Origin of the sequence: Sphingomonas parapaucimobilis NBRC 15100, from assembly GCF_000787715.1 — a bacterium.
GTDB lineage: Bacteria > Pseudomonadota > Alphaproteobacteria > Sphingomonadales > Sphingomonadaceae > Sphingomonas > Sphingomonas parapaucimobilis.
Window position 1 is genome coordinate 17,693 of the sequence record NZ_BBPI01000073.1, and the last position, 23,509, is coordinate 41,201.

Below are 23,509 nucleotides of genomic sequence, written 5' to 3' on the forward strand. Positions count from 1 at the left end.
TCGTGATCAACGAGCCCCGATCCCAATCATTCTGACGACCGCATGGAAAATCTCCGAAGCTTCGGTGCAAATTCCGACAAAATATATTTAATTTTATATAATCCTATTTGGCTGCGATCACCTCTATCTCCACAAGGTACATCGGTGCGGCCAGAGCGGCCACCTGAACCGTGGACCTGGCAACGGTGTTGGGGTTGTCAGCCGTACCGAAGAATTGCTTGAACCCTTCATTCATGCCCGCAAAGTCCATCTTGCCGCCATATTTGGGATCACCCGCAACGAAGACAGTCATCTTGATGACGTCAGCCATCGCAAAGCCTCGTGCGGCCAGGATCGCCTTGATCTTGTTCAAAATACTCACTGTTTGCGTCTTCGTGTCGCCGAAGTCCTCAACAGTCAATTGCGCGGGGGGCTTCTTGCTGGCGACGTCGAGTGGCGCTGCCAGCTGCCCGGACAGATAGAGCGTCGTCGCGCCAGGCTTTACGGTCACACCCTGCAAGATCAGGCCTGGCGGTGTGTTGGGATGGCGGACGACCGGTCCGTTCTGCCCCGGTGCGGCAGTCGCGGTGGCAAGGGCAAAGATGGCGGCAGCGATCAGGCGATACGACATGGCATATCCTTCCGGTTTATGACTGGACGGCGGGCATCGTGAAGACACCCGCCGGTAACGATCAGAAATTGACGTTCAGGCGCGCATAGTAATAACCACCGTTGATACCATAGGGGCTGAAGGTCAGCGGTGCGTCGAGCACGTTGCCCCCGTTGACCAGGGTCTGGTTTGTCGTACCAGGCACCAGCGGGACAGTCGGCGGCCGCTTGTTGAAGACATTGTTGGCACCCAAGGCGATGCCGAGGTTGGGCGTGATATCGTAATTCAGCTCGATATCGCCGATAAAGGTCGTGCCGATTTCCTGGTTGTAAAATGTGCCGCCATCCGGGCTGAGCTGCGCCGAGCTTTTGCCGTAGACGGTGCCGCGCAGCGTCATCGAGAATTTGTCGATGCTGTAGAGAACCGAACTGATGACCTTCACGCGCGGTGACGCCGTCTCGATGTTCGACTGAGCGCCGAGGTTGAAAAGTGGAATGATTTGACCCGTGGCCGGGTTCGTCAGGGTGGAGGGTGCCGCAATCAGGCGCGTGAGCTTGGTTTCGTTATAGTTGCCTGAAATGGTCCAATTCGCACGGCCATAATCGCCAAAGTCCGACATGTAAGTCAGTACCAGATCGACGCCGCGTGTCCGTGTATCCGCGCCATTTGTGAAAATGTTGATGCCCGTCTGGCTGACCGTCGGATCAAGCATATTGCCGTTGGCGATGATGGCGCGCGTCACGACCGGGAAATTGATCGCACCGCCACTGCCGAAGATCGACCCCGTGCCCAGAATGCGGTCGCGGATCCGCACCTGATAGGCATCGAGCGTGACGGTGAAATTGGACGCGGGCCGGATCACCGTGCCAAGCGAATAGTTTGTCGACTTCTCGGGCTTCAGATTCTGAAAGCCGATCAGCTTTGCAGCGGCCGAATTGGCTGGCAACTGTACGAACGCGGCGGTTGGCGAGACGTTGGTGGCGGAATAATAGGACTCCGCCAGCGTCGGAGCGCGGAACCCGGTCGAGAAGGTGCCGCGAAGCGCGAAGGCGTCCGAGAAGTCGTAACGCCCGGTACCCTTGTAGATGAAACGGCTGCCGAAATCCGAATAATGCTCGTACCGTCCGGCGACGTCCAATTTCAATTTCTCGACCGGATTGGTGGCGACATCGACATAGAGCGATTTGCCCGTCCTTGCGTTAATGCCTGCATCGGATGGACGGAAGCCCGGATAGGACTGGCCGCCTTCCTTGTAGATCGAACCCGCGTCGCCCGATCCGATCTCATAAACGTTGCGACGATATTCCGCGCCGAAGGCCAGCGTGATCGGAGCCGCCAGCCCCGCCTCGATCTCGCGCCGAAGGTCGGCATTGACCGTGAACTCCGTCGACTTGAACAGGCCGTTGTAAAAGCTCGTCGGCGTGAAGCCGGTATCGACATATAGTGAGGCGTTGGCCGAGTCGATGGTATAGATCAGCGCCTTATCCTGCCCGAACGTCGTCGACAGATCGTAATGAAAACCACCGGCATCACCGCGCACACCGCCGGTAAAGGCCATGTCATCCTCACGAATTTTCTGGCGCGGGCTGAATCCGTTGGGTGGATTGTCTCCATCCGGATCGAAATAGGTCGTGACCCCGGCAACCGTACGCGCAACCCGCGTCGGGACGCGAACATTTTGGTACGCACTGGCGATCCGTTTGGAATAGGTACCGAAACTATAAACCTCGACGTCACCGAAATTATAGGCGGTATTGTACTGCAGGTTGGTCAGCGACGACTGCGCATCGCCGTTGATCCAGTTCACATAGGGGAAGCCGGCCATCAGCGGATAGAGCTGTCGCTGCGTCGCGTTCAGGGATGGACTGGACGTCGCGGTCAGCAGGGTGCCGTTGATGTCGGTGACTCGGCGATCCAGTCCACCCACCCGGGTGAAGTCGTGGAAACGGTGAAAGCCTGTCACGTTCAGGAAGCCGCTCTCTCCCAGCTTAGTCGCCAGATGCAGGGTGCCTGCGAGCGTGTCGCCGCCAACGCTGTAGTTGCGCCCGGCGGTGATGTATCCATCCCCACCCTGCGCATCGTCCTTCAGGATGATATTGATGACGCCCGCGATCGCGTCCGAGCCATATTGCGCGGCTGCGCCATCCTCGAGAACTTCGATACGCTTGATCGATGACGGGCTGATCAGATCCAGATCGGCGGTTGCCGCGCCTTGGAATGGTCCGCCGAGAACGGCCAGGTTGGAGGTGCCGTGACGACGCTTTCCATTGATCAGCACCAGCGCGTGGTTCGGGCTGAGACCGCGTAGGCGCGCAGAGAGGGTGAGATTGGCGGTATCGCCCCCAAAGGCCTGTGCCGTGAAGGATGGCACAAGTTGCGTCAGCACCTGGTTCAGATTCGGTTGCCCGACATGGCTGAGCATGTCCTCGCCCAGCACCTTGATCGGGGCGGCACTTTCCGCTGCGGTCATTCCCGTAGCGCGCGTCCCGGTTACGATAATCTCGCCACCATCCTGTGGGGGTGACATGGGCTCGGCCAGGGTAGGGTCTGGCTCTACCGTTGCAGATACCGGTCTTAATGACGGTGCGGCCTGTTGCGCAAAGGCGGGATGATTCGATCCCATTACACAACAGGCAGTCAACGCTATAAAAGACACGTGATCATATCGAGTCATAGCAATCCCCCTTGCCCTTAACGACCAGACAGGATCCTCGCCCGACTACTATTTATAGTATCATTGTTTTTTATGTATTTTCAGAACTTTCACGACTTCTTAAAGTTCAACTATAATTCTGCAAACTTCAATATCTATTTATTAAATAATGAATACCATTTAAAAAAGGATTTTTCATTGCATTCCTGAGCACATTGAATCACCGACATCCCGACGTATCCGCCTCAAATAAATCTAATATTTTCTAGATATTACTTATACTTTACCTCTACCGACGCAGCCGCATTTTCCCCAATTCGCAGGCGTTCATGATGGAGTTTCCAGAATAGCGCTCAGCTAAGACGAGGGACGGATCCGCCCGTCACGCGGCCAAGCTATACTGTCGAAGCCCGTGCCAGGGATTGCGATCACGTCCTGCGCAGGGGTCGCGAAGCCCCCTCGCTGGCGACACGGCGCGCAAGTATAGTGACCTGGCGACGGGCCGACTGGATTCCGCCTTCCTGCCATCCCGGTGTCTGGCTGAGAGCGGCTCCTGCGAAATAGATCCGCCCTTCCGGTTCCTGCAAAAAGCGGAAGGCGGGCGTATCGATATGCCCCTCCTGGCGCCCATTTGCGCTGCCTGCATTCCAGTCCGGCCATGGCCCCAGGCTGAAGGGAATTTTATGCCAGTTGACCGCAAGACCGTTGACACAGTCCGCACCGTGTCCGGGATGCAGCCGGTCGATCACCCCTCGCGAAAAGGAGATCTGCTCCGCGATCGGTCGCTTTTCGAATTCCGCGGCGACTGGCCCGGAACTGTAGCAGCCAAGGATCATACCCCGCTCGCTATGCAGGCCTGCAGACGGATACCAGACCAGGGTGGTCGGCCCTCCGACAAAGGATAGACCGCCATAGATTTGCTCACGCTCCCAAAAGCGCGGACTCTCGAACGCCACCTTGCTTGAATAGTCATATTTTACGCTTTCCACCGTTTGTTTCAATCGCGGCGAAAAGTTGGTGTCGATCTTGGCGAGCACCGGGAACGGGATCGTACAGATCAGATAATCGGCACTGACCTGGCTGACCACACCGCTGCTACGGTCGCGATAGACGACCTCGACACTTGCTGGCCGCTGACGGATTTGCGTGACCTCGGCACCCAGCATGGCCGGTCGGCGAAGGTGGCGGGCAAAACCGGCATGGATCCGATCCATGCCGCCTACCGGCTCGAACATCGTTGCCTGCATGTAGAGATTGTCTTCGAAGAGCGTCATCGGCAAGCGCTGATTGGCCAGCAACTGCTCCAACGGCAGCGCGGCCGAGGGCGATGCGAAGGTGACCCCCGCCCCCGGCGCATTTCCGAAGCCGGAGCGCTCCGTACCCTTGAAGCGGCCCGTCGCGTCCAGATCTCCATAGGCGCGGAGGAAAGGCGTCAGCCGCTCGCGATCGATCGCCGTCAGCTCGCGATCGAGCGAACCCTGGTTGATCGCCTTTGCCAACAGTTCCGCAATCCGGCCGCGCATGTCGTTGATCGCAGTGCGCATCCGGATTTTCGAGCCGTCATCGCCCATGATATAGGCCGAACGGCTGGAATTGACCTCCACCTCCATCGGCACGCCAAACCGCTTGGCATAGCCGAGCAAGCCTTGATGAAAGCTTGGAATCCGCGCCGGTCCGGCATTGAAGTAGATATCGTCTGAGAATCGAGCGGTCTGCGTAGCCTCGCCGATCATTTCGATCCGGTCGCCATCGCGCACCGTCCAGGCGCGTCCCCCGACGCGATCGCGTGCTTCCAGCAAGGTAACAAAGAAGCCAGCCTGTTCCAGTTCATAGGCGGCCACCAGTCCTGCAATACCGGCACCCAACACCACCACGTGGCGGCCGTGACCAACTCCTATGGGCAAGGGCATCCAATCCTGGGCATGGGCGATACCCGCCATGCCCAATGCCTGCATTGCCCCCATCATGGGACCAAGCCCCGCCAACATCCCCAGCTTACCGAGTACCGTGCGCCGTGTCGCCATAGCTACCCCATTCCCCTTCGCTCGAACGCTGAACAGGGCGGCGGTATGAAACCGTCACCACGCCATCAGCATCCTCTTCAGCGTCAGGACCACAGGCCGCGGGCAACCACCCGAAGGGTAGACACGCAACTTTCGGTCACTCACTCGGTTGGTGAGCGATTCGAAATGAAAACTAAAATTCATCAAACTGCAATGTTTTTGTTGACCCGGTCTGGCGGAAGGTTCGAGGGAGGGCGGGATGACGTGAGACTGGATCGACAGGAATGCACAAAGGGTGCCGATGCTATCCAAGAGGCAGGCTGGCCAAGGAGGCCGGTCTGAATAGCGAAGCCGCATTCGACGGACCTGCGCGACAGGGTGGTCCGGGCGGTGATTTCGGGGGGATGTCGTGCCATGCGGCTGCGCCCCGCAGCCGGTCACCAAATACCCGCGTCGTTTCGCCGGCTTCGATAAAAAGATCGTGTCGATGGACGCGCGGGGTCAGGCTCTGATCAGCACGATGCCCTCGCTCCAACACAGTCTGAGCAGTTCGAGCCGTTGCGGCGCCGGCACCATCTTGCGTGACAGGTCGGGCCGGCCGAGCGGCACGCCGAACAGGACGCGCCGCGCCGACACCGTGGCACGAACGCAAACGGCGCCCTGCATTCATGGTTGACCCGGCCGCGGGCCTTCGCAACATCGGAGCATGGTTTCAACGAAGACGCTAAACGCCACCAACCTTTCCTCACTGGGGGCTGTCAGGCTTGCGGAGTTGCTCCTGGAATTGGCGCAGGGTGATGCCGTCATGAAAAGGCGCTTGCGGCTGGAACTGGCAAGCCAGGCTGGGGGCAGCGATGTCGCCGCGCAGATCCGCAAGCGCCTCGCGACGATAGCCCGGTCGAAATCCTTCCTGGACTGGAACAAGGTCGGGCCGATGGCGCAGGATCTCGAAATGCAGCGATCGGCTATCATGACCCATGTCGCACCGACTCATCCGGGAGAAGCGTTGGAGCTGCTGTGGCGGCTGCTCGACATGGCCCCCTCCATCTACGGACGATGCGACGACAGCAATGGGGCGATCGGTAGCGTCTTCGAGCAGGCACTGGAGGATATCGGGGACGTCGCCAAGCGGGCCAGGCTCGACCCGGCGCGCCTGGCCGACCGCATCCATGACGCGCTGTGCGCCAATGATCATGATCAGTTCGATGACCTGATTCCCTTGATGGCGACGGCGCTCGGGACGGATGGCCTGACCATGCTGAAGGCGAAGTTTGAACAGCTTGCGGCAAGCCCCCCGATTCCTTCCGAGAAAGACAGTCGCAAGATCATCGCCATCAGCAGCCATGGACCGATCTTCGGGGATGAATATGCCGCGCGACGCCGGGCGCGGCTCGTCCAGAGCGCGCTGTCTGACATTGCCGACGCCCTGAACGATGTCGACGGCTATGCGGCTCTCCATTCGGAGGCGGAGCGGGCCAATCCAGCGATCGCGGCCAGCATTGCCAAACGCCTTCTGACGTCCGGCCGGCCTCAGGACGCGCTGGCCGCGCTGGGGCTCGCCGAGAGTAGAATGCGTCAGGGCGACTATTGGCCAGACTGGCACAGGGTCAGGATCGATGCCCTGGAAGCGTCGGGCATGGTCGACGATGCGCAGCGTGAACGGTGGCAGCTGTTCGAAACGAACCTCGACAGGGGCTATCTGAAAGCCTTCATCAAGCGGTTGCCGGATTTTGATGACGTGGAGGCGGAGATGAAAGCCCTGGCCTATGCCCGCCGGTTTCCCGATTTCCATCAGGCACTGTCATTCTTCCTCGAATGGCCGGCGATCGATGAGGCTGGCCGCATGGTCCTCGATCGCCATGCCGAACTGAACGGCGACCATTATTGGCTTTTGGCCCCGGCGGCGGAGGCGATGGAGCAGCGCCATCCCCTGGCCGCGACGCTGCTTCTACGCGCGATGATCGACTTCTCGCTCAAGAAGGCCCGTTCCAAGCGATACCCCCATGCCGCCCGCCACCTGCAGACCTGTGCCCACCTTGCCCGCAGGATCGAGGAATATGGCGGGCACGCCGACCATCAGGCGTATGTGACCGGACTGAAGGATCGCCATGGACGCAAGAGCGGCTTCTGGAGTGCGTAGACGCGCCCCGCCAAAATGGGTCTCGATCACGGTCAGAAGATCAGAGATCGGATTTGGGCCGCAGGTTGTGCCCCGCGGGGTGGTGTAGCTGAGGGGTGGCCATGGGCGATCTTGGGATAGGTTTGAGTTAGGACACTCGACCGACAGAGACCCCGATGACCGATGATACGATGAACCCGAATGCGCACCTCGAACGGGCGCTGCGGCACCGACAGGCGATGGCGACCCGTTGGGCGAATCTTGCGATAGGCGTCGAGCGCGGCACAGCCCGATTGAGTGATCGGCGATACATGGTCAAAGTCAATCGCGCTGGCAGCCATGCCCTGCGCCTGCAACGTCTGGCTGTAGAGATGGTCGCACCGCCCGCCCGAGGCCCCCTGCAACTTGGCCAGCGCCTCGGTCAATCAACGACCAAGTGGCTTGCCTTCCTCATCGGCGGCATCGAGTCCCGCCAGTTCGGCGGCGATCGCATCGGCGACCCTGCAGGCGGCACGGCGGCACGGCGGCACGGCGGCGCGGCGGCGCGGCGGCGCGGCGGCGCGGCGGCGGAGATACCGCCACAGCCCCCAGGCAAGCGCGACCAGCGCCACTGCGGCGATCCGCACCGAGAGGGGCCAAAAAAAGGGCACGAACAGCGGCAGTCCGAAGGCCAGCAAGGCAGCCCGCAAGACCGCGGCGGTGATCGTCACCCCATACCGGTTTGCAAAGAACCGCCGCATCAGCAGCGCCTCGGCACGATGATTTCGACACGCCTCTTCTGCGACTTGCCCGCGGCATCGGCGTTGGAGGCGATCGACACGGTATCTCCCAGGCCGTTGGTCGTGCCCGACGACGGATCGGACAGGTCGTCCCTGATCAACGCCGCGATGGTTCCGGCCCTCGCTGCGCTCAGGGCCATGCTGTCGGGGAAGCGGACGGTGGCGATGGGGTGTTGTCGGTATGGCGCCCCCGCCCACCACACTGCCCTGCTCGTTCTCGATCGCGCAGCCGATCCGGTGGAGCAGCGCCTCGCGGCTCGGCGCAGCTTCGAGCCCGCCTTGATGCTGGCCGCCGCTGCAACTGGGCCGGTTGCGCCGATTGTCGGTGCCGACCTTTCCCCGATGATCGCCAGGCATCGCCGACAGCATCCGCTCCGAAATCAACCTCAGGCGACTGTCCGGGGCCGGAACCGGTGGCGAAGTCAGATCAGTGGGCTGCGTCACCCGGATCGATTCTGAGATCCGGCCGAGCCTGCGTCGCGCAATATCCGTTCATAAAGGCGAGGTGGTCCGGGATCTGCTGCACCTGCCGGGAAAGCTGTTGGTCGAGCCCGTCGAAGGAATCGCGCAGGGCATGCGGACTGAGCATCCCCGATATGCGGTGATGGGCTTTTGGAACCATTCCCTGCCCAAGCATGACCGAAATCCAGGAATCGATCTTGAACAGATCGTCCTGCCCCTGCCATGCCCCTGCGCTTTCGACGAACAATGCCATGCGCTGCGCCAGTGTATCGGGCACGGACATCGTGGAGCAGCGTTGCCAGAACACCGAGTCCGTTCGTCCGGTCTGCGCATAATGCAGGATGATGAAGTCGCGGATATGCTCCCATTCGTGACGCGACTGGGCATTGAACCGCGTCCGCAGCGCCGCGCAATCCTGACCCTGGAACGGAAAGCCCTGGATCAGGCGCATCACCGCGATCATGACCAGATGGATGCTGGTCGATTCCAACGGCTCGATAAACCCGGCCGCCAGTCCCAGCGCTACGCAATTGGCGCTCCAGGCCCGCCGCCGCATCCCGGCGCGGAACTGCAAAGTACGCGGCTCGAACAATGGCTTACCCTCGATTCCGCCGAGCAACGTCGCGGTCGCTTCGTCATCGCTCATGTCGGCCGAGGAATAGACCAGTCCGTTGCCCACCCGCGTCTGAAGCGGGATGCGCCAGCGCCAGCCCGCCCGGTGCGCGATGGCGCGGGTATAGGGAACCGGGGGTGAGACGGCTTCGGTCTGGACCGCCAGTGCGCGGTCGCAGGCCAGCCATTCGCTCCAGTCCTCGAAGCCCGTCTCCAGCGCACCCTCGATCAGCAGTGCGCGAAAGCCGGTGCAGTCGAGGAACAGGTCCCCCTCGATCCGGTTGCCCGATGCCAGATGCAATGCGGCGATGTCGCCGCCCGCACCATCGCGCTCGACCCTGGCGATGCGTCCCTCGACCCGGCGCACCCCGGCCGGTTCGGCGATACCGCGCAGGAAGCGGGCATAGGCCGTGGCATCGAGATGATAGGCATAGGCCAGTGTGCCCGCCTCGTCCCGTCCGAACCGACCCGCCTCGGCCGCCCGCGTCTCGAGCGAATAGTCGGTATATGCGCCGCCAAAGCCGTGACGCCTGGCCTCCAGCCAGAAATGCTGGAAATCGGCGATCGCCACCGACCGGCCGACCGTCCCGAACGGGTGGAAATAGCGCGCGCCGTCCGGTCCCCAATTCTCGAACGCGATGCCCAGCTTGAAGGTCGCCTGGGTCGCCCTCATGAACTCGGCCTCGTCGAGCCCTAGAAAGGCATGGAAGCTGCGCGCCGTGGGGATGGTGGACTCGCCGACGCCGACCGTGCCGATCTCGTCGGACTCGACCAGCGTGACATCGACCAGCGGCCCCAGCTGCCGCGCCAGCGCCGTTGCCGCGAGCCACCCCGCCGTACCGCCCCCGGCAATGACGACATGGGTCGGCCGATAGGGATCGCTCATCGGTTCAGCCTTTGCAGAAGGTACGCACGTAGCCGCCGCGCCATCGCCTCGTCGAGCGGCGCGAGCGGGCCTTGCGATGCGGGCGGCAGATGGGCCACGACCGTTTCGCCGTCGCCGAAGATGTAGTGGTCGAACACCGCCCGCCAGGCCCGCTTCTCCGCCGCCGGTCGATCGCGCAGCGACAGCATCGCATGCATCACGCTATCCATCGGCGTATCGAGATAGTCGGGTGCCGTGGTCCACCAATAATTGACGAGGATGTTGAACGCCTCCAGCGCCTCGACTTGGTGCCACCATAAAGCCGGATAGATCAGCAGGTCACCGGGTTCGAGTTCGGCCACCACGGCGTGGGCCATGGCATCGGCGAAACGGGGATAGCGATCGAGGTCCGGCCGGGCGAAGTCGACCATGCTGACCACCTGCCCGCCCGGCGTCGGGGCAAGCGGACCGGGATAGAGATTGCCGATCTGATCGGGGGGAAACAGCGTGAAGCGGCGCCGACCGGTGGCACAGATCGCCGCATTGTTCGCCATGTCGTAATGCGCCGAGGCGATGGTCCGGTTACCGATCCAGATACTGGCCAGTGGCGGGTGACGCTGGAACAGCTCGCCGGAGGGAACCAGATCATTCTCCCGGCGAAAACCCGGCAGATAGGCGTCGAGATCGGTCGACCCCATATAGAGGGCGGGCGGTTCCCCCGGCCCTTCGGCTTCGTCCAGCAGCCGCGTCAGGAACGCGCGCAGGGGCAGGGTCTGCGTCTGGAAATTCAGTCCGGTGACCGTCTCGTCATAATGGAACCGCCCCCGTATCGCCGGGTCACCCATATAGCCGGTCACCGGCCGCCCATGATCGAAGCCCAGGAGATAGTCAGCCGCCGCACGGGCGGACACCTGCCCCGCCCGGACCAGCGGCCAGTGCGCGGCATAGCCTCGCAGAATGACCGGCTCGTTGCCTTGGACAAGCGCCGCGAGATCGGGCACCTTCGTTTCCACCAGCTCGCGGGCATGACGCGCGGTGGGCAGGCGCTCAGCCATGCGCATCCCGGCTCAGCTTGCGGTCGATCAGATGGCGGAGATTGCCCAGTGAAGACGCCATCCAGAAGGCCGGGCGCAGATAGTCCTGCGCATGGAGATCACCCAAGGCCCCGGCCTCCAGCGCCGCCAGCCGTGCCGTGTCGATCGTCAGGCAATCCGGCACATTGTACCGCCGCCCCTCATCCAGATCGAGTTGCAGGACGGCGGGCGTCAGCAGGTCGAGCGCGGCCCAGGCGTCGTACATCGCGCGCTCGGTCTGCACGCCCTCATAAATGCGTTGCAGCATGGCCGAGACATGGTCGAGCAGCGGCGCGTTGCCGCCATGTTCGCGAAACACGGGAAAACCCTCGGCGGTCAGTCGCGGATGCTCGGGGTCGACAAAGACCATGGGCTCGCCCGTGGCGTCGTGACCGATCGAGAACGGTCCGCGCGCCCGGGTCGCCGGGATGTAGCGGGCCTCCCATCGGTCGCCCGTCAGGAACAGGTTTTCGTCCGGGTCCAGGCCCAGGAGGATGGTCGCATAAAGTACCCCGCCTTCGTCCCGCCGCAGCAATATGGCGTATTCGCGCTGAAGCTCCTCGAACTCGGACGGAAACACGCGCGTCTGGTTGATCGCATCGCCGAAGCGGGCGTGATGACCGATCGCGACACGAAGGTCGCGATGGTCGATATTGTTGAGCAGAACAGGTGCGGCCATGATCGCCCCTTGTACCCGGAAGACCGCAGAGGGGACAGCAGCCTTCCGGGTTTCCACGATCAGAAGCGATACCGCGCGCCGATCAGATAGCGGGCGGAGCCTTCGGCCAGATACCAGGTGTTCATCCGGTCGCGGCCATAGGTCTGAACCCCCTCCTCGGTCAGGTTGATCGCCTCGAAGCCGAGCGCGAAGCGCGGCGTCAGGTCGAAGCTCATCGACAGGTCGAGCTGGCCATAGGGCGCGGTGAAGACCGGATTGCGATCGCCGCCACGGTTGATGTCGCTCAGGAACTTGTCGCGCCAGTTGTACGACAGGCGCATCGAAATGCCGTTCTTGTCGTAAATCAGCGTGGCATTGGCGGTGTCCGACAGGCCGACCAGCGCAAAGGTGTTCACGCTGGGATCGGCGGCGATGTCGATGCCGATATTGCCGCGAACGAGCGTATAGCTGGCCGCGACGCCGAAGCCCGTCTCGCCCAGAAAATACTGGCCCGCCAGCTCGACGCCATAAATATGCGCGTCGCGGTTGTTGATCGGCGTGTTGACCGCAAAGTTGAACAGCGGGTCGCTGGCATTCGGGCTGATGTCGACCTGGCTGAGGATCGAGTCGACGAAGCCCTGGTTCAGCGCGCGGCTCTGCGTGTTGTAATTGGCCGCGAACTGCGCGTTCGCCGCCGCGACATTACCGTTATTCTGCTGGAGTAGCGCGGTATAGGTGAACAGGTTGACGTCGGTGATGTCCGCCCCGAACGTGTTCGCCAGCTGCTGGCGGGCGGTGCCCGACCGGGTGCCCGCCTGGCCCGACGTCGCGTCGCGCAGGCCGAACAGGTTGCGGTTCACCACCGTGTTGCCGATGAAGTTGTGGACCCGCTTGTCGAAGAAGCCCGCGGACAGGAAGACGTCCTTGCGCGGATACCATTCGACCGACAGGTCGATATTGTCCGACGACAGCGGCAGCAGGCCGGTGTTGTTGGACGAACCCGTCGCGATGCCGCCGATCGCGGTCGGCCGCCCGGGCGCACCGACGCCGGTCGAGGCGAAGAGGTTGCCATAGGGCGCACGCGAGATCGTCTTGCTGTACGAGGCGCGGGCGAACAGATTGTCCAGAACCTCGATCTTGGCATCCACGGCGGGCAGCCAGTTGCTGTAGGACCCGCGCGCCGAGATGGCCTGCTGATCCGCGCTGTTCTGGATCACGAAGTCGTTGTCCGCCGTCCACACGATCGCCAGCGGCACCGGTTGCAGTGACACCGCACGCACCTTGGTATTCTCATAGCGCAGGCCCGCGACGATCTGTGCATTGCGGCCGAACACCTGCCCGTTCCAGCTGCCCTGGAGATAGCCGGACCAGATATTCTCGCGCACCGAATTGTCGCTGTTCGCGTCGATATTGTTGCGGTGGTCGACCCCGTCGTTCGTCACGCCGGAATAATAGTTGAACAGCGTGTTGTAGAGCTTGGTCGCGTCCTCGGTACGGAAGGCGATCTGGGTGTTCGGATCGGCATTCGGGTTGTTATGCTCGAACTTGCAGGTGTTGCAGAACTGGAAGACCTGCCCCGGTGCCAGCCGCGCGACGTCGGGCGGCAGCGAATTGCCCCAGTCGCCCAGGACCTGGCGCGTGTTGAACTGGGTCTGGCGGGTCGTCGTGGTGCGATAATCGGCACCCGCATCGAACCGGATCTGGTCGGTGAATTCCCAGGCCGCATCGGCGCGCAGCTCGCGGATCCGCTGCGTCTGGTTCGAGGCGAATTGGCGCTGCACCGCGCTCGCCAGATCGCCGACGTCCAGCACGCCGTTATTGTTGCCCTTGATAAAGGACTGGCCGGTCGGGGTCGTGCTCTGCGTCCCGTCGTTGATCGACAGCGTCTGCTGCGGGAACCCCTTATCGGTCCAGCGCAGCGTATGGCCCGTCACGACCGGCGCGTTGATCGCGACGGTGGTCGATGTCTGGCCGTTGGGATTTTCGGGCAGGCTCTGCGCCTCGCCGGCATGGCCGTCGATCGACAGGGTGAAGCGGTCGCTCGGCTTCCACTCGATATTGCCACCGACGTCGTAGAGCCTGTTCTTCTGCGCGCGATAGGCCTGTTCGAACGCCGCGTCCTTCACACCGTTGATCGTCTCGGCCAGGAACTGGGTGGTGGCGATACCGTTGCTGGCATCGTCGAACGTCACCTCGCTGAACGGGCGGTTGAACCAGTTGGACTGGCTCGACCGGCGCTCCGACTGGCGCAGCTGGGCATAGAGGCCGTCGGCGGTGAAGGTCAGCGTGTCGGTCGGACGGAATTGCAGGATCGCCTGACCGTTGATCCGCTCGCGGCTGGCCTCGGAGAAGTGATAGCGGAAGTCGTTGGGCACCGACACCAGCGGGTTGCCGGTCGGGCGGTTGTTGATCTTGGTTGCGCCGTTGATGAAGCCGTTGGACGGGTTGAGGAAGTCGTTGAGCGAACGGATATTCCAATTGTCCGGGGCGACGCTGGCGAAGCTGAAATTGCGCTTCTGATAGCTGCCGAACAGCGACACGCCGACACGCTTCTCGCTGTCCGTCCAGCTGGCGGTGCCCGACGCCTCGGGCGTGACGCGCGCGCCGCAGTCGATGCAGTCGGCCGAGCTGTTGTCATAGCTGCCCTTGACGCCCAGCGACCCGACCAGCCCGGTATCGGCATTGTCGAGCGGGCGGCGGCTGACCACGTTGACCGTCGCGCCGATGCCGCCCGACGGGATCGCGGCGCGCCCGGTCTTGTAGACCTCCAGCGTCTTCACCCCTTCCGAGGCGAGGTTCGAGAAGTCGAACGAGCGCCCGAAGCCGCCCGCGCCGTCACCGCCCTGGTCGCCGCCGACCGCGACGATGTTGGACGTCGCCAACTGGCGGCCGTTCAGCGTGACCAGATTGTACTGCGCGCCGAAACCGCGGACCGTGACGGTCGAACCCTCACCATTGCGCCGGTCGATCGAAACGCCGGTAATACGCTGCAGCGACTCGGCCAGGTTGGTGTTGGCGAACTTGCCGATATCCTCGGCGCTGATCGCGTCGACGACGCCGTTCGAGTCGCGCTTGATGGCGATCGAGCGTTCCAGCGAGGCACGGACGCCGGTGACGACGATGTCGTCCGGCGTGGTTTCCGGCTGGGGGTTGGTCGGGCTTGCCTCGCCCGGCGGGGGTGTCTGGCTGCTGGTGTCCGCCTGGGGCGTGCCCTGTTGCGGGTCGATCGGTGCCGTCTGCGCCTGGGCCTGCGAAGCCAGCAACAGCCCCGCCGTCAGGCTTAGCACCGATGTCGAGCGCACGAGCACGCGCGCAAGCGTCTTCCCCTTCATCCCACCTCTCCCATTACGGCTATTTTTTGCTCTGATTGTTCGCCGATGAATTCGGCTAATTATTTTCTTTATAGTTCATAGCTATACCGACCGGCATCGGTGTCAATCAAAATGCCGTGGCGGCATGGTGCCCGGTCAATCAACCGGGCGACTGTGCTTCCGCCGCCACACTCCCCTCGCCTTTCGCGACGAGACTTTGGGCATCGGTGGCAAGTGTCAGGCGATCGCGGTCCGGCGCAGCCCCCCAACCACGGCCTGCCGTCCGCCACGCTGGGATGGCGGATCGATCTAGATGGATGACGCCGTGATATAGGCGCCGATCGCGATCACTATGGCGGCAAATCCGCGTTCGAGCAGCCCCTTGCGAGTGCCGAGAATCTTGCCCAGCGCGATGCCGCCGATCGTCCCGACGACGCCGCCCATGATCAGGAGCGCGGTCACCTGCCAATCGACCAACCCCGACAAGGCGTAGGAGGTGGCGGTGGTCAGCCCCAGCGCGCTGACGACGACCAGCGAGGTGCCGATTGCGAAGGGTAGCGGCATGGCGGTCGCCAGGATCAGCCCCGGCACGATCAGGAAACCGCCCCCGATCCCGAAAAAGCCTGCCGCCAATCCGACGCCCAGTCCGATCGGCACGAGGCGCGGCAGCAGCGCCCTGGCGCTGTCGCGGCTCAGCCGCACGTCGGGCGCTTCCGCCGTACGGCGCTTGCGCAGCATCGACATGCCGACACCGATCATCAGCAGCCCGAACAGGACGAGCAGCCGCTTGCCATCGAACGCCTTGCCCAGTTCCGCCCCCAGCGCAGCACCGATCATGCCCGACACGGCGAAGACGCTCGCACACCGCCATTTCACGCGGCTGGCACGGGCATGACCGATCAGACTGGCCAGCGCGTTGACCGTGACGGCGACAGCGGCTGTCCCGATCGCGGCATGCGGCGATCCGACCCCGACGACATAGATCAGGAGCGGCACGGCCAGGATCGACCCGCCCCCGCCGACAAGGCCCAGGATCAGGCCGATCACGCCACCCGATAGGAGCGCGGCGAGGATGGCGGCGGTGCCCATGATCGCCTCAGGCCGCCGCGCGCCGGTTCCACGGCATGATGCGCAGCAGATTGGCCATGCCGCACCACCCCGTCACGCCAGCGAATATCAGTCCCGCCCCCACGAACGCCGACAGCGCGAAGAAGCCGGGGGTCACGAACAGGCCGAGCAGGACGCCAGCCAGCACGAGCGCCCCGGCGGTGATCTGCACCTGCCGCATGATCTCCAGCGGCTGCGACCGGTCGGCGACCACGGGGTGCCCTGCCTGTCGCCACGCCTCTATGCCGCCCCCGAGGATATAGGCTGGAGCGTTGCCCGCCGCCGCGCAGAGCTGCGCCGCATTGGCGGCAGTCCGCATCCCCGATCTGCAATGAAAGACGACCGGGCGACCGTCACACGGCAGGTCGCCGATCCGGTCGAGCGGCACGTTCACCGCACCGGGGATACGCTCGCGCGCATGTTCGTCAGCCCCGCGGATATCGATCAGGCGCGCACCGGATCGGATCACGGCATGGGTCTCGGCGGGGGATAGGGTCGCAAGCGTCATCGCATCAATCCTTGCAATAGAGCTGGTAAAGGGTGGCGAGCAGCGTTTCGACGCGGGGATCGGCAACGGCGTACCAGAGCGTCTGGCTCTCCCGCCGATAGGTGACGAGGCCCTCGTCGCGCATCCTGGCCAAGTGCTGCGAGCAGGCCGATTGCGACAGCCCCACATCGCGCGCCAGGTCGCCGACCGTCACCTCGCCATGTTCGACCAGCTTGCACAGCAGCATCAGCCGGCGCGCATTGCCGATCGCCTTCAGCGTGTCGGCGACCTGTCCGGCCTTCGCCTCGAAGGTCGCCAGGTCCATCGGGGGTTTGTGCATCATCGCTACTCCATTAGGTATTGCTTATGTAGCACTATCTAATATATTAGCAAGCGCTAACGGAGGAAATCATGACCCAGCCCTTTATCGAGGCCTTTTTCGACGAGCCGACGAACACGATCAGCTATCTCGTGGGCGATCCCGCGACGCGGACAGCGGCGGTGATCGATCCGGTGCTCGACTTCGACATGGCGAGCGGCGTCGCCGACACCGGCTCGGCCGAACGCATCATCACCTTTGCCCGCGCACAGGGCTGGCGGATCGTGATGGTGCTGGAGACGCACGCCCATGCCGATCACCTGTCGGCCGCCCCCTTCATCAAGGCGCATACCGGCGCATGGATCGGGATCGGCGCGCATATCCGCGACGTGCAGAAGATCTTCCGCCCCGTGTTCGCGATGGACGACCTGAAGACCGACGGCTCGGACTTCGACCGGCTGTTCGAGGACGGCGACCGCTTCGCGATCGGCGGGCTGGAGGTCGAGGTGCTGCACGTCCCCGGCCATACCCCGGCCGATATCGCCTATCGGATCGGCGATGCGGCGTTCGTCGGCGACACGCTGTTCATGCCCGACTATGGCACCGCCCGCGCCGACTTCCCCGGCGGGGACGCCCGTACGCTCTATCGCTCGATCCGGCGGTTGCTGGCCTTGCCCAAGGCGACGCGACTGTTCCTGTGCCACGATTATAAGGCGCCGGGCCGCGACGACTATCGCTGGGAGACGACGGTGGGCGAGCAGCGCCGGTCGAGCGTCCATGTCCATGACGGCGTGAGCGAGGATGATTTCGTCGCGATGCGCGAGCAGCGCGACGCCGGGCTGTCCGTCCCCAGGCTGCTGCTGCCCTCAATCCAGGTCAACATCCGCGCTGGGCGTTTCGCCGAGGCCGAGGCGAACGGCGTCAGCTACCTTCGCATTCCGGTGACGTGGAAAGCGCGATGAGGATCATGGTGCGGTCGCGATCGTCCGCCCGGAATAGCGCCCGACCCTGTTGCGCGGCACGTGACCGATTGGCCGGTAACCGGGTCGTGGCGTTCGGGGCTGCGCCACAAGGTCGTGGAGAGGCCTCAAGCCATCCCCATCCCCATCCGCAGCGCGAGCGCCGCCAGCGTGATGAGCAGGACCGGCGCGGTGAGCGTGACCCCGACCCGGAAATAATAACCCCAACCGATCCTGACGCCCTTCTGCCCCAGGACATGCAGCCACAGCAGTGTCGCGAGCGAGCCGATCGGGGTCAGCTTGGGGCCGAGATCGCAGCCGATCACGTTGGCGTAGATCATCGCGTCCCTGACGGTCCCGGTCGCGTGACTGGCGTCGATCGACAGCGCGCCCACCAGCACGGTCGGCATGTTGTTCATCACCGACGACAGGACAGCCGCGATCACGCCCGTACCCAGCGCCGCCCCCCACACACCATTTTGCGCGGTGCGATCGAGCAGCGCCGCCAGATGGTCCGTCAGCCCCGCGTTTCGCAGGCCGTAGATGACCAGATACATGCCCATCGAGAAGATGACGACCTGCCACGGAGCGCCGCGCACGACCTTGCGTGTCTGGATCACATCGCCCCGTCCGGCGATCACGAGCAACAGGATCGCGCCCGCAGCGGCGACCGCGCTGACCGGCACGCCGGTCGGTTCGAGCAGGACGAAGCCCGCGAGCAGCAGCGCGAGGACGATCCATCCGGCGCGGAAGGTCGCGGCATCGCGGATCGCGTCACGCGGCGCCCGCAGCGCCCCCACGTCATAGTCCACGGGTATGTCGCGTCGGAAAAAGAGCCGCAGCACGCCCAGCGTGGCGGCGATCGACACCAGGTCGACCGGCACCATCACGGCCGCATAGTCGCCGAACCCGATATGGAAGAAGTCGGCCGACACGATGTTGACGAGGTTCGATACGACCAGCGGCAGGCTGGCGGTGTCGGCGATGAACCCCGCCGCCATGACGAACGCCAGCGTCGCCCTGTCCTTGAACCCCAGCGCGCGCAGCATGGCGACGACGATCGGCGTCAGGATCAGCGCCGCGCCGTCATTGGCGAACAGCGCCGACACGCCTGCGCCCAGCAGCACGATCAGGACGAACAGGCGGCGACCGTTCCCGCCGCCCCAGCGGGCGACGTGCAGCGCCGCCCATTCGAAAAAGCCCGCTTCATCCAGCAGCAGGCTGATGACGATGATCGCGACGAACGCGGCGGTCGCGTTCCAGACGATACCCCACACCACCGGCACGTCGGAAAGCGTGACGACGCCCGCAAGCAATGCCACCATGGCTCCGCCCATGGCGCTCCACCCGATGCCGAGGCCCTTGGGTTGCCAGATGACGAGTGCGATCGTCGCGACGAAGATCAGGATGGCGAGGATCATCAGGCGAAACGCTGGCCCGCGGCATCCACCACCTGTTCCCCGACTTCCTTGGCGAACGCGCTGAGCTGGCCACTCGGCAACAGATCGAGGACGGATTCGGAGGGGCGGCACAGCCTCACCCCGAGCGGCGAGACGACCAGCGGTCGGTTGATGAGGACCGGATGCGCCATCATCGCGTCGACCAGCGCGTCGTCGGACAGCGCCGTATCGCCCAGGCCAAGCTCCGCATAGGGCGTGCCCTTCTCGCGCAGCAACTCGCGAGGCGTCATGCCCGCGCGGTCGATCAGCTCGACCAGCAGCGCGCGAGAGGGCGGCGTTTTCAGATACTCCACCACATGCGGCTCGATACCGGCGTTGCGGATCATGGCCAGCGCATTGCGCGACGTGCCGCAGCCGGGGTTGTGATAGATGACGATATCGACGGCCACGGCTTGTCCTTTCAGCAGCAGGGGGCGAGTTCGGCGATGAGCGGCGCGCATAGTGCAGGCGCGCCAGCGCAGCAGTCCTTCACCAGGAACAGCGTCAGCGCGCGCAGGCCGCCGAGATCGGCTCGATAGATGATAGATCGGCTTTGGCGCGCCGATCGGATCAGGCCTGCGCGAGCAAGGATACCGAGATGCGCCGACATGGTGTTTTGCGGTACGCCGAGCTGACGGGCGATTTCACCGGCCGCCATCCCGGCGGGTTCGTGGCGGACCAGCAGTCGGAACACCTCCAGCCGGGTTTCCTGTGCCAAAGCACCGAGCGCAGCGATAGCCGAATCGTTTTCCATCCATCCAGCATAATGGATATATTGTTCGACGCCATTGCCGCGTCCTCATATGCGGATCGAACATTCCACCACCCGTCCGATGGCGGATTTTGGGCAGGCTGCCGCCTTGAGAAAGCGCGACGGCGCCGCCGGATGCCCTGCGACCTGCCCCATGATCCCCCTTTGCCAACGGTCGATCGCAATCCATGATCTGCATGATCCTGTGATCCGGATTTCATGCTCAACGCTCTACGTCAGCCTGGCACCCGCCCAATCCCCACCCGGTCTCCCGCAGCGTCATGGCAGGAGCCGGTGAGGCAAGGCAGCGGACCGGCATCTCTCCCACCTGAAGGGATCAGGCGCGAGATATAGGATCCCGGCATTCTCCGGTGACGCCACGCAGGGCCGTGGCATCCCGACGATGCCGCTCCTTTCAAAAGCGAGTGCGCACCGAAAAACTGAAATTGCGAGAAAAGTACCGCACATCCTGTGGTGCGGCATAGGATCCCCAATAGCTTCGATTGCCGTCCGCCGTGAGGTTGGAGCCTTCCAGCGCGAGCGTCAGGTTCTTGTTCACGTCATAGTTGATCGACGCATCCAGGCGACGAACAGGATCGAGGAACAGATTGTTGAAGGGATCAGCGCCGTCACGCCACCATTGACGCCGCGATTGCCAGTTATAGGCGACGCGGACATTCAGCCCGTCCTTCTCGAAGAAGCCGACGATGTTGTACATGTACTTGGACACGTTCAGGAACGGGCCGTACACGAATTCCGCGTCGCGAATCTCGTTGCTGTCCGGACGAAACACGGGGAATGCCTGCCGCGTTATGTTCATCGTGCCGTTCACCTGCATCCCGAAGCTTTTCAGGATACCGGGCAGGAAGCTGAAGAAGGTGGTCACATTGCCTTCGATCCCGCGATGGCGCCCGCGACCCAGATTATAGGGGCGCGTGACCAGTGTCAGGACATTGGGCGCCTGAGGCAAAACCTCGGGCAGCGTTCGATTGCCAATAAAGCCTTCCTGGCTCCATTGCCAAACGGCCAGGCTGGCCAATCCGGTAGGCCCAAAATACCATTCCAACGAGGCGTCATATTTGGTGGTGGTGATCGGACCCAGCCTTGGGTTGCCGCCGCCCGCGACGGGCCGCGCGGCGTTGCGGACATCGATCTGGAGCCGCGGGTTGATCTGATAGACGCTGGGGCGGCCCACTTCATACGTCCACGCCGTCCGCAGCTGCAGCTTGGGGGTGAAGTGGATGATGGCATTCACACTGGGCATGAAGTCGAGGAAGTTGCCCTTCGGAGAGATCGTCTCGTCCGTGGTCTGTTCAACCAGTCGGTCGTCGATATTCACGAACCGCGCGACGCGCTGGACCGCGGTCAGGTTGGTCAGATTGTTGACCAGGCGGCCCCCGATCACCCCGTCGATCGGAAACAACAGCTTCACGTTATAATGCGCCATGGCATAGGCCGCATAGCTGCCGTCCGAACCTTCGAAATAATCGAGCGGGTTGTAGGTGGGATAAGGATCGGCAAGCTCGGGATAGATGCCGACCAGTTGCCCCCGTATCGCATCCCAGCTCTGCCGGATCGAATTGGTATCACCGATCAACCATTCGGCGGTCGATGCCGATGGCGAGCCTTGAAAGCCCTTGCCGCTGCTCACCAACTTATAGTCAGGCAGGCTGCTGATCGGCAGGCGCAGATTGCGATAGTCGCCACGGCGCCCATATTGCCTGTCGTAGCTACGATTGGCGTAGCGGAAACCGGTCTTCAGATAGTCGATCAGATTCCAGCCGGTGTAGAGCTTGAGATCATATTTCACCTCGAGTTCGGCACTGGTCGTGAACTGGCGAGATTGGTTGAATCCATCAATATACAAATAATTTTTAGAATCGAGCAGATCGAAATTCTTGAACGTTACGTGCGACCCGCCAAGTGGGTCGCGCTTGTCGTTGAAGATGATGTCAAATTCAGGCTGCTGGTTGAAGCGGATCCAGTGGAATATGTTGTTCGAATAATTTTCGGCCCGGGCGTAGTTGAGCCAGCCGTTGAATTCCAGCCGGTCATTGGTGAAGTCGACCTGGAAGCGGCCATTGTAATTGCGGCTTTCATGTTGAAACGATTCGCGGCCCGGCCCGAACGGGTCGAGCGAGGTGACGGTCAGGGACTCGACCAGCCGGCCATCGGGGCCGAGTTTGATGTTCGACAACACCGGCGGCGGTGCGGCCGATGCCGAATAGGTCAGCGGCAGGACGAAGCCGTTGTCGGCCCAGAGCATTTTCTGATTGCGATAGCCGCCTTCCAGGGTGATCGACCAATGATCGTCGGGCCGCCATTGCGTCGAAACCTGCACGTCGGCGCGGCGCGACCAGCCATTGGGTCCGGCGAAGCCGACTTCGAAGGGCATGTAGATGTTGCTTGGGGTCGTACTGGGCAGCACGATCTGGCGCGGGTTGTTCGGGACGATCGGTCGCTGGTTCCAGCGGCTCGATTCATTGTAGCGCACGTCGTTATAGGTGCCGTTCACCGAAAACCCGATCCGCCCGATATCGGTGTCCGCATTATATGCGACGAGGGCGCTGACATAGGGGTTCACCTTCCTGATCTGGTCCGCGTAATCGCCGCGCACATTGAAGGCGTAGGTGGCTCCCTCCTTGAAGTCGGTCGGCCGACGCAGGGTCAGGTTGATGACGCCGGTCTGGCTTCCTTCGACCTGGTCCGGTGTTCGTGTCTTGAACACCTCGATCGCAGCGACAAGATCGGACGAGATGTCGTTCAGATAGGTCGTTCGATCACCGGCCGAGAAGGTCGGCGATCCGTTGACCGTTGTCATGGCCCCGCCCAGGCCGCGAATTTTGACTTCCCCACCTTCGCCACGATTGCGCTCGATCTGGATGCCGGGAATGCGCGCCAGCGCCTCGGGAATGTTTTTGTCTGGTAATTTGCCGATGTCCTGCGCGACCACGACGTCGACGATCTGCGATGCCCGGCGCTTGGCGTTTCGGGCCGACTTCACATTCTCGCGAAGCCCCATGACAATAATATCGCCTTCGAGTCGCCCATTAGTGTTCGAGAGTTGAGGCTGCGATTCGCCGCTCTTCGCAGCATCTTTCGCTATTTTCTCATCGCGCTTTGTGCGGTTGCGCTTCGCCTTCTTTGCAGAAGCCCCGCCAGTTAACACATTCTGTGCTTTTTTAGTAACATCTTGCTTCTGCTGCGCAGCAACATCGTCAACCGGAAAAGCAGCAATTAAAGCAGCAACAGCAACCCCGCCTGCGAGTCCATGCATGGACAGCATCCTCACCTCCCCCAAAAACGTTTACGGAAGCCCTTTT

At 62.8% G+C, this 23,509-nt stretch carries 20 protein-coding genes; 2 read left to right on the forward strand and 18 right to left on the reverse strand.

The features are described from left to right. Nucleotides 1–103: 103 nt before the first annotated feature. From SP5_RS13760 to SP5_RS19290, 4 genes are all read right to left on the reverse strand, one after another. Nucleotides 104–610: a RidA family protein gene (locus SP5_RS13760; protein WP_052811557.1), complete on the reverse strand. Its 507-nt coding sequence runs from the start codon at nt 608–610 to the stop codon at nt 104–106. 61 nt (nt 611–671) lie between these two features. Then, nucleotides 672–3,263, reverse strand: coding sequence for a TonB-dependent receptor plug domain-containing protein (locus SP5_RS13765; RefSeq protein ID WP_042489800.1), 2,592 nt, complete (start codon nt 3,261–3,263; stop codon nt 672–674). Between the two features lie 407 nt (nt 3,264–3,670). Next, nucleotides 3,671–5,209, reverse strand: coding sequence for a flavin monoamine oxidase family protein (locus SP5_RS13770; RefSeq protein WP_281177334.1), 1,539 nt, complete (start codon nt 5,207–5,209; stop codon nt 3,671–3,673). Nucleotides 5,210–5,746: 537 nt separating this feature from the next. Next, nucleotides 5,747–5,911, reverse strand: coding sequence for a hypothetical protein (locus tag SP5_RS19290; RefSeq protein WP_157013741.1), 165 nt, complete (start codon nt 5,909–5,911; stop codon nt 5,747–5,749). Nucleotides 5,912–5,951: 40 nt separating this feature from the next. On the opposite strand from SP5_RS19290, the gene SP5_RS13775 reads away from it, so the two are divergent. Further along, nucleotides 5,952–7,385, forward strand: coding sequence for a DUF6880 family protein (locus tag SP5_RS13775; protein ID WP_042489804.1), 1,434 nt, complete (start codon nt 5,952–5,954; stop codon nt 7,383–7,385). 32 nt (nt 7,386–7,417) lie between these two features. On the opposite strand, the gene SP5_RS19295 is transcribed toward SP5_RS13775, so the two are convergent. The 10 genes from SP5_RS19295 to SP5_RS13820 form a co-directional block, all read right to left on the reverse strand. Then, the gene (locus SP5_RS19295; protein ID WP_157013742.1) at nt 7,418–7,789 is read right to left on the reverse strand and encodes a hypothetical protein; all 372 of its coding nucleotides are present in this window, start codon (nt 7,787–7,789) and stop codon (nt 7,418–7,420) included. Beyond that, a complete protein-coding gene (locus SP5_RS18570) occupies nt 7,790–8,074 on the reverse strand; it encodes a hypothetical protein (RefSeq protein ID WP_157013743.1) in 285 nt (94 codons plus the stop codon). A 29-nt stretch (nt 8,075–8,103) separates the two neighbouring features. Further along, nucleotides 8,104–8,283, reverse strand: coding sequence for an OmpA family protein (locus tag SP5_RS19300; protein ID WP_076709914.1), 180 nt, complete (start codon nt 8,281–8,283; stop codon nt 8,104–8,106). A gap of 287 nt (nt 8,284–8,570) precedes the next feature. Continuing rightward, on the reverse strand, nt 8,571–10,103 hold the full coding sequence (locus tag SP5_RS13790; protein ID WP_042489808.1) for a tryptophan halogenase family protein: 1,533 nt from the start codon (nt 10,101–10,103) through the stop codon (nt 8,571–8,573). After that, nucleotides 10,100–11,137, reverse strand: coding sequence for a cupin-like domain-containing protein (locus SP5_RS13795; RefSeq protein ID WP_052811563.1), 1,038 nt, complete (start codon nt 11,135–11,137; stop codon nt 10,100–10,102). Before SP5_RS13795 ends, SP5_RS13790 begins: the two co-directional genes overlap by 4 nt. Continuing rightward, nucleotides 11,130–11,834, reverse strand: coding sequence for a SapC family protein (locus SP5_RS13800; protein ID WP_042489809.1), 705 nt, complete (start codon nt 11,832–11,834; stop codon nt 11,130–11,132). The genes SP5_RS13795 and SP5_RS13800 overlap by 8 nt, the downstream gene beginning before the upstream one ends. Nucleotides 11,835–11,893: 59 nt before the next feature. Continuing rightward, entirely contained in the window at nt 11,894–15,145 is a 3,252-nt protein-coding gene (locus SP5_RS13805) for a TonB-dependent receptor (protein WP_042489811.1), read from the reverse strand. Nucleotides 15,146–15,433: 288 nt separating this feature from the next. Further along, nucleotides 15,434–16,213, reverse strand: a complete 780-nt coding sequence (locus SP5_RS13810; protein ID WP_042489813.1) for a sulfite exporter TauE/SafE family protein — start codon at nt 16,211–16,213, stop codon at nt 15,434–15,436. Nucleotides 16,214–16,220: 7 nt separating this feature from the next. Beyond that, nucleotides 16,221–16,739: a rhodanese family protein gene (locus tag SP5_RS13815; RefSeq protein ID WP_042489815.1), complete on the reverse strand. Its 519-nt coding sequence runs from the start codon at nt 16,737–16,739 to the stop codon at nt 16,221–16,223. A gap of 4 nt (nt 16,740–16,743) precedes the next feature. Continuing rightward, nucleotides 16,744–17,061 (reverse strand): ArsR/SmtB family transcription factor, encoded by a 318-nt coding sequence (locus SP5_RS13820; RefSeq protein WP_042489817.1) that lies wholly within the window; start codon nt 17,059–17,061, stop codon nt 16,744–16,746. A gap of 68 nt (nt 17,062–17,129) precedes the next feature. Here SP5_RS13820 and SP5_RS13825 point away from each other — a divergent pair, with 68 nt between their 5' ends. Then, entirely contained in the window at nt 17,130–17,999 is an 870-nt protein-coding gene (locus SP5_RS13825; protein ID WP_042489819.1) for an MBL fold metallo-hydrolase, read from the forward strand. A 125-nt stretch (nt 18,000–18,124) separates the two neighbouring features. On the opposite strand, the gene SP5_RS13830 is transcribed toward SP5_RS13825, so the two are convergent. The 4 genes from SP5_RS13830 to SP5_RS13845 form a co-directional block, all read right to left on the reverse strand. Continuing rightward, nucleotides 18,125–19,417: an arsenic transporter gene (locus SP5_RS13830; protein ID WP_042489821.1), complete on the reverse strand. Its 1,293-nt coding sequence runs from the start codon at nt 19,415–19,417 to the stop codon at nt 18,125–18,127. Continuing rightward, nucleotides 19,417–19,845, reverse strand: coding sequence for an arsenate reductase (glutaredoxin) (gene arsC, locus SP5_RS13835; RefSeq protein WP_439645619.1), 429 nt, complete (start codon nt 19,843–19,845; stop codon nt 19,417–19,419). The genes SP5_RS13830 and arsC overlap by 1 nt, the downstream gene beginning before the upstream one ends. Before the next feature lie 11 nt (nt 19,846–19,856). After that, nucleotides 19,857–20,189, reverse strand: a complete 333-nt coding sequence (locus tag SP5_RS13840) for an ArsR/SmtB family transcription factor (RefSeq protein WP_042489825.1) — start codon at nt 20,187–20,189, stop codon at nt 19,857–19,859. Nucleotides 20,190–20,601: 412 nt separating this feature from the next. Next, the gene (locus SP5_RS13845; RefSeq protein ID WP_084220698.1) at nt 20,602–23,472 is read right to left on the reverse strand and encodes a TonB-dependent receptor; all 2,871 of its coding nucleotides are present in this window, start codon (nt 23,470–23,472) and stop codon (nt 20,602–20,604) included. Nucleotides 23,473–23,509: the final 37 nt, after the last annotated feature.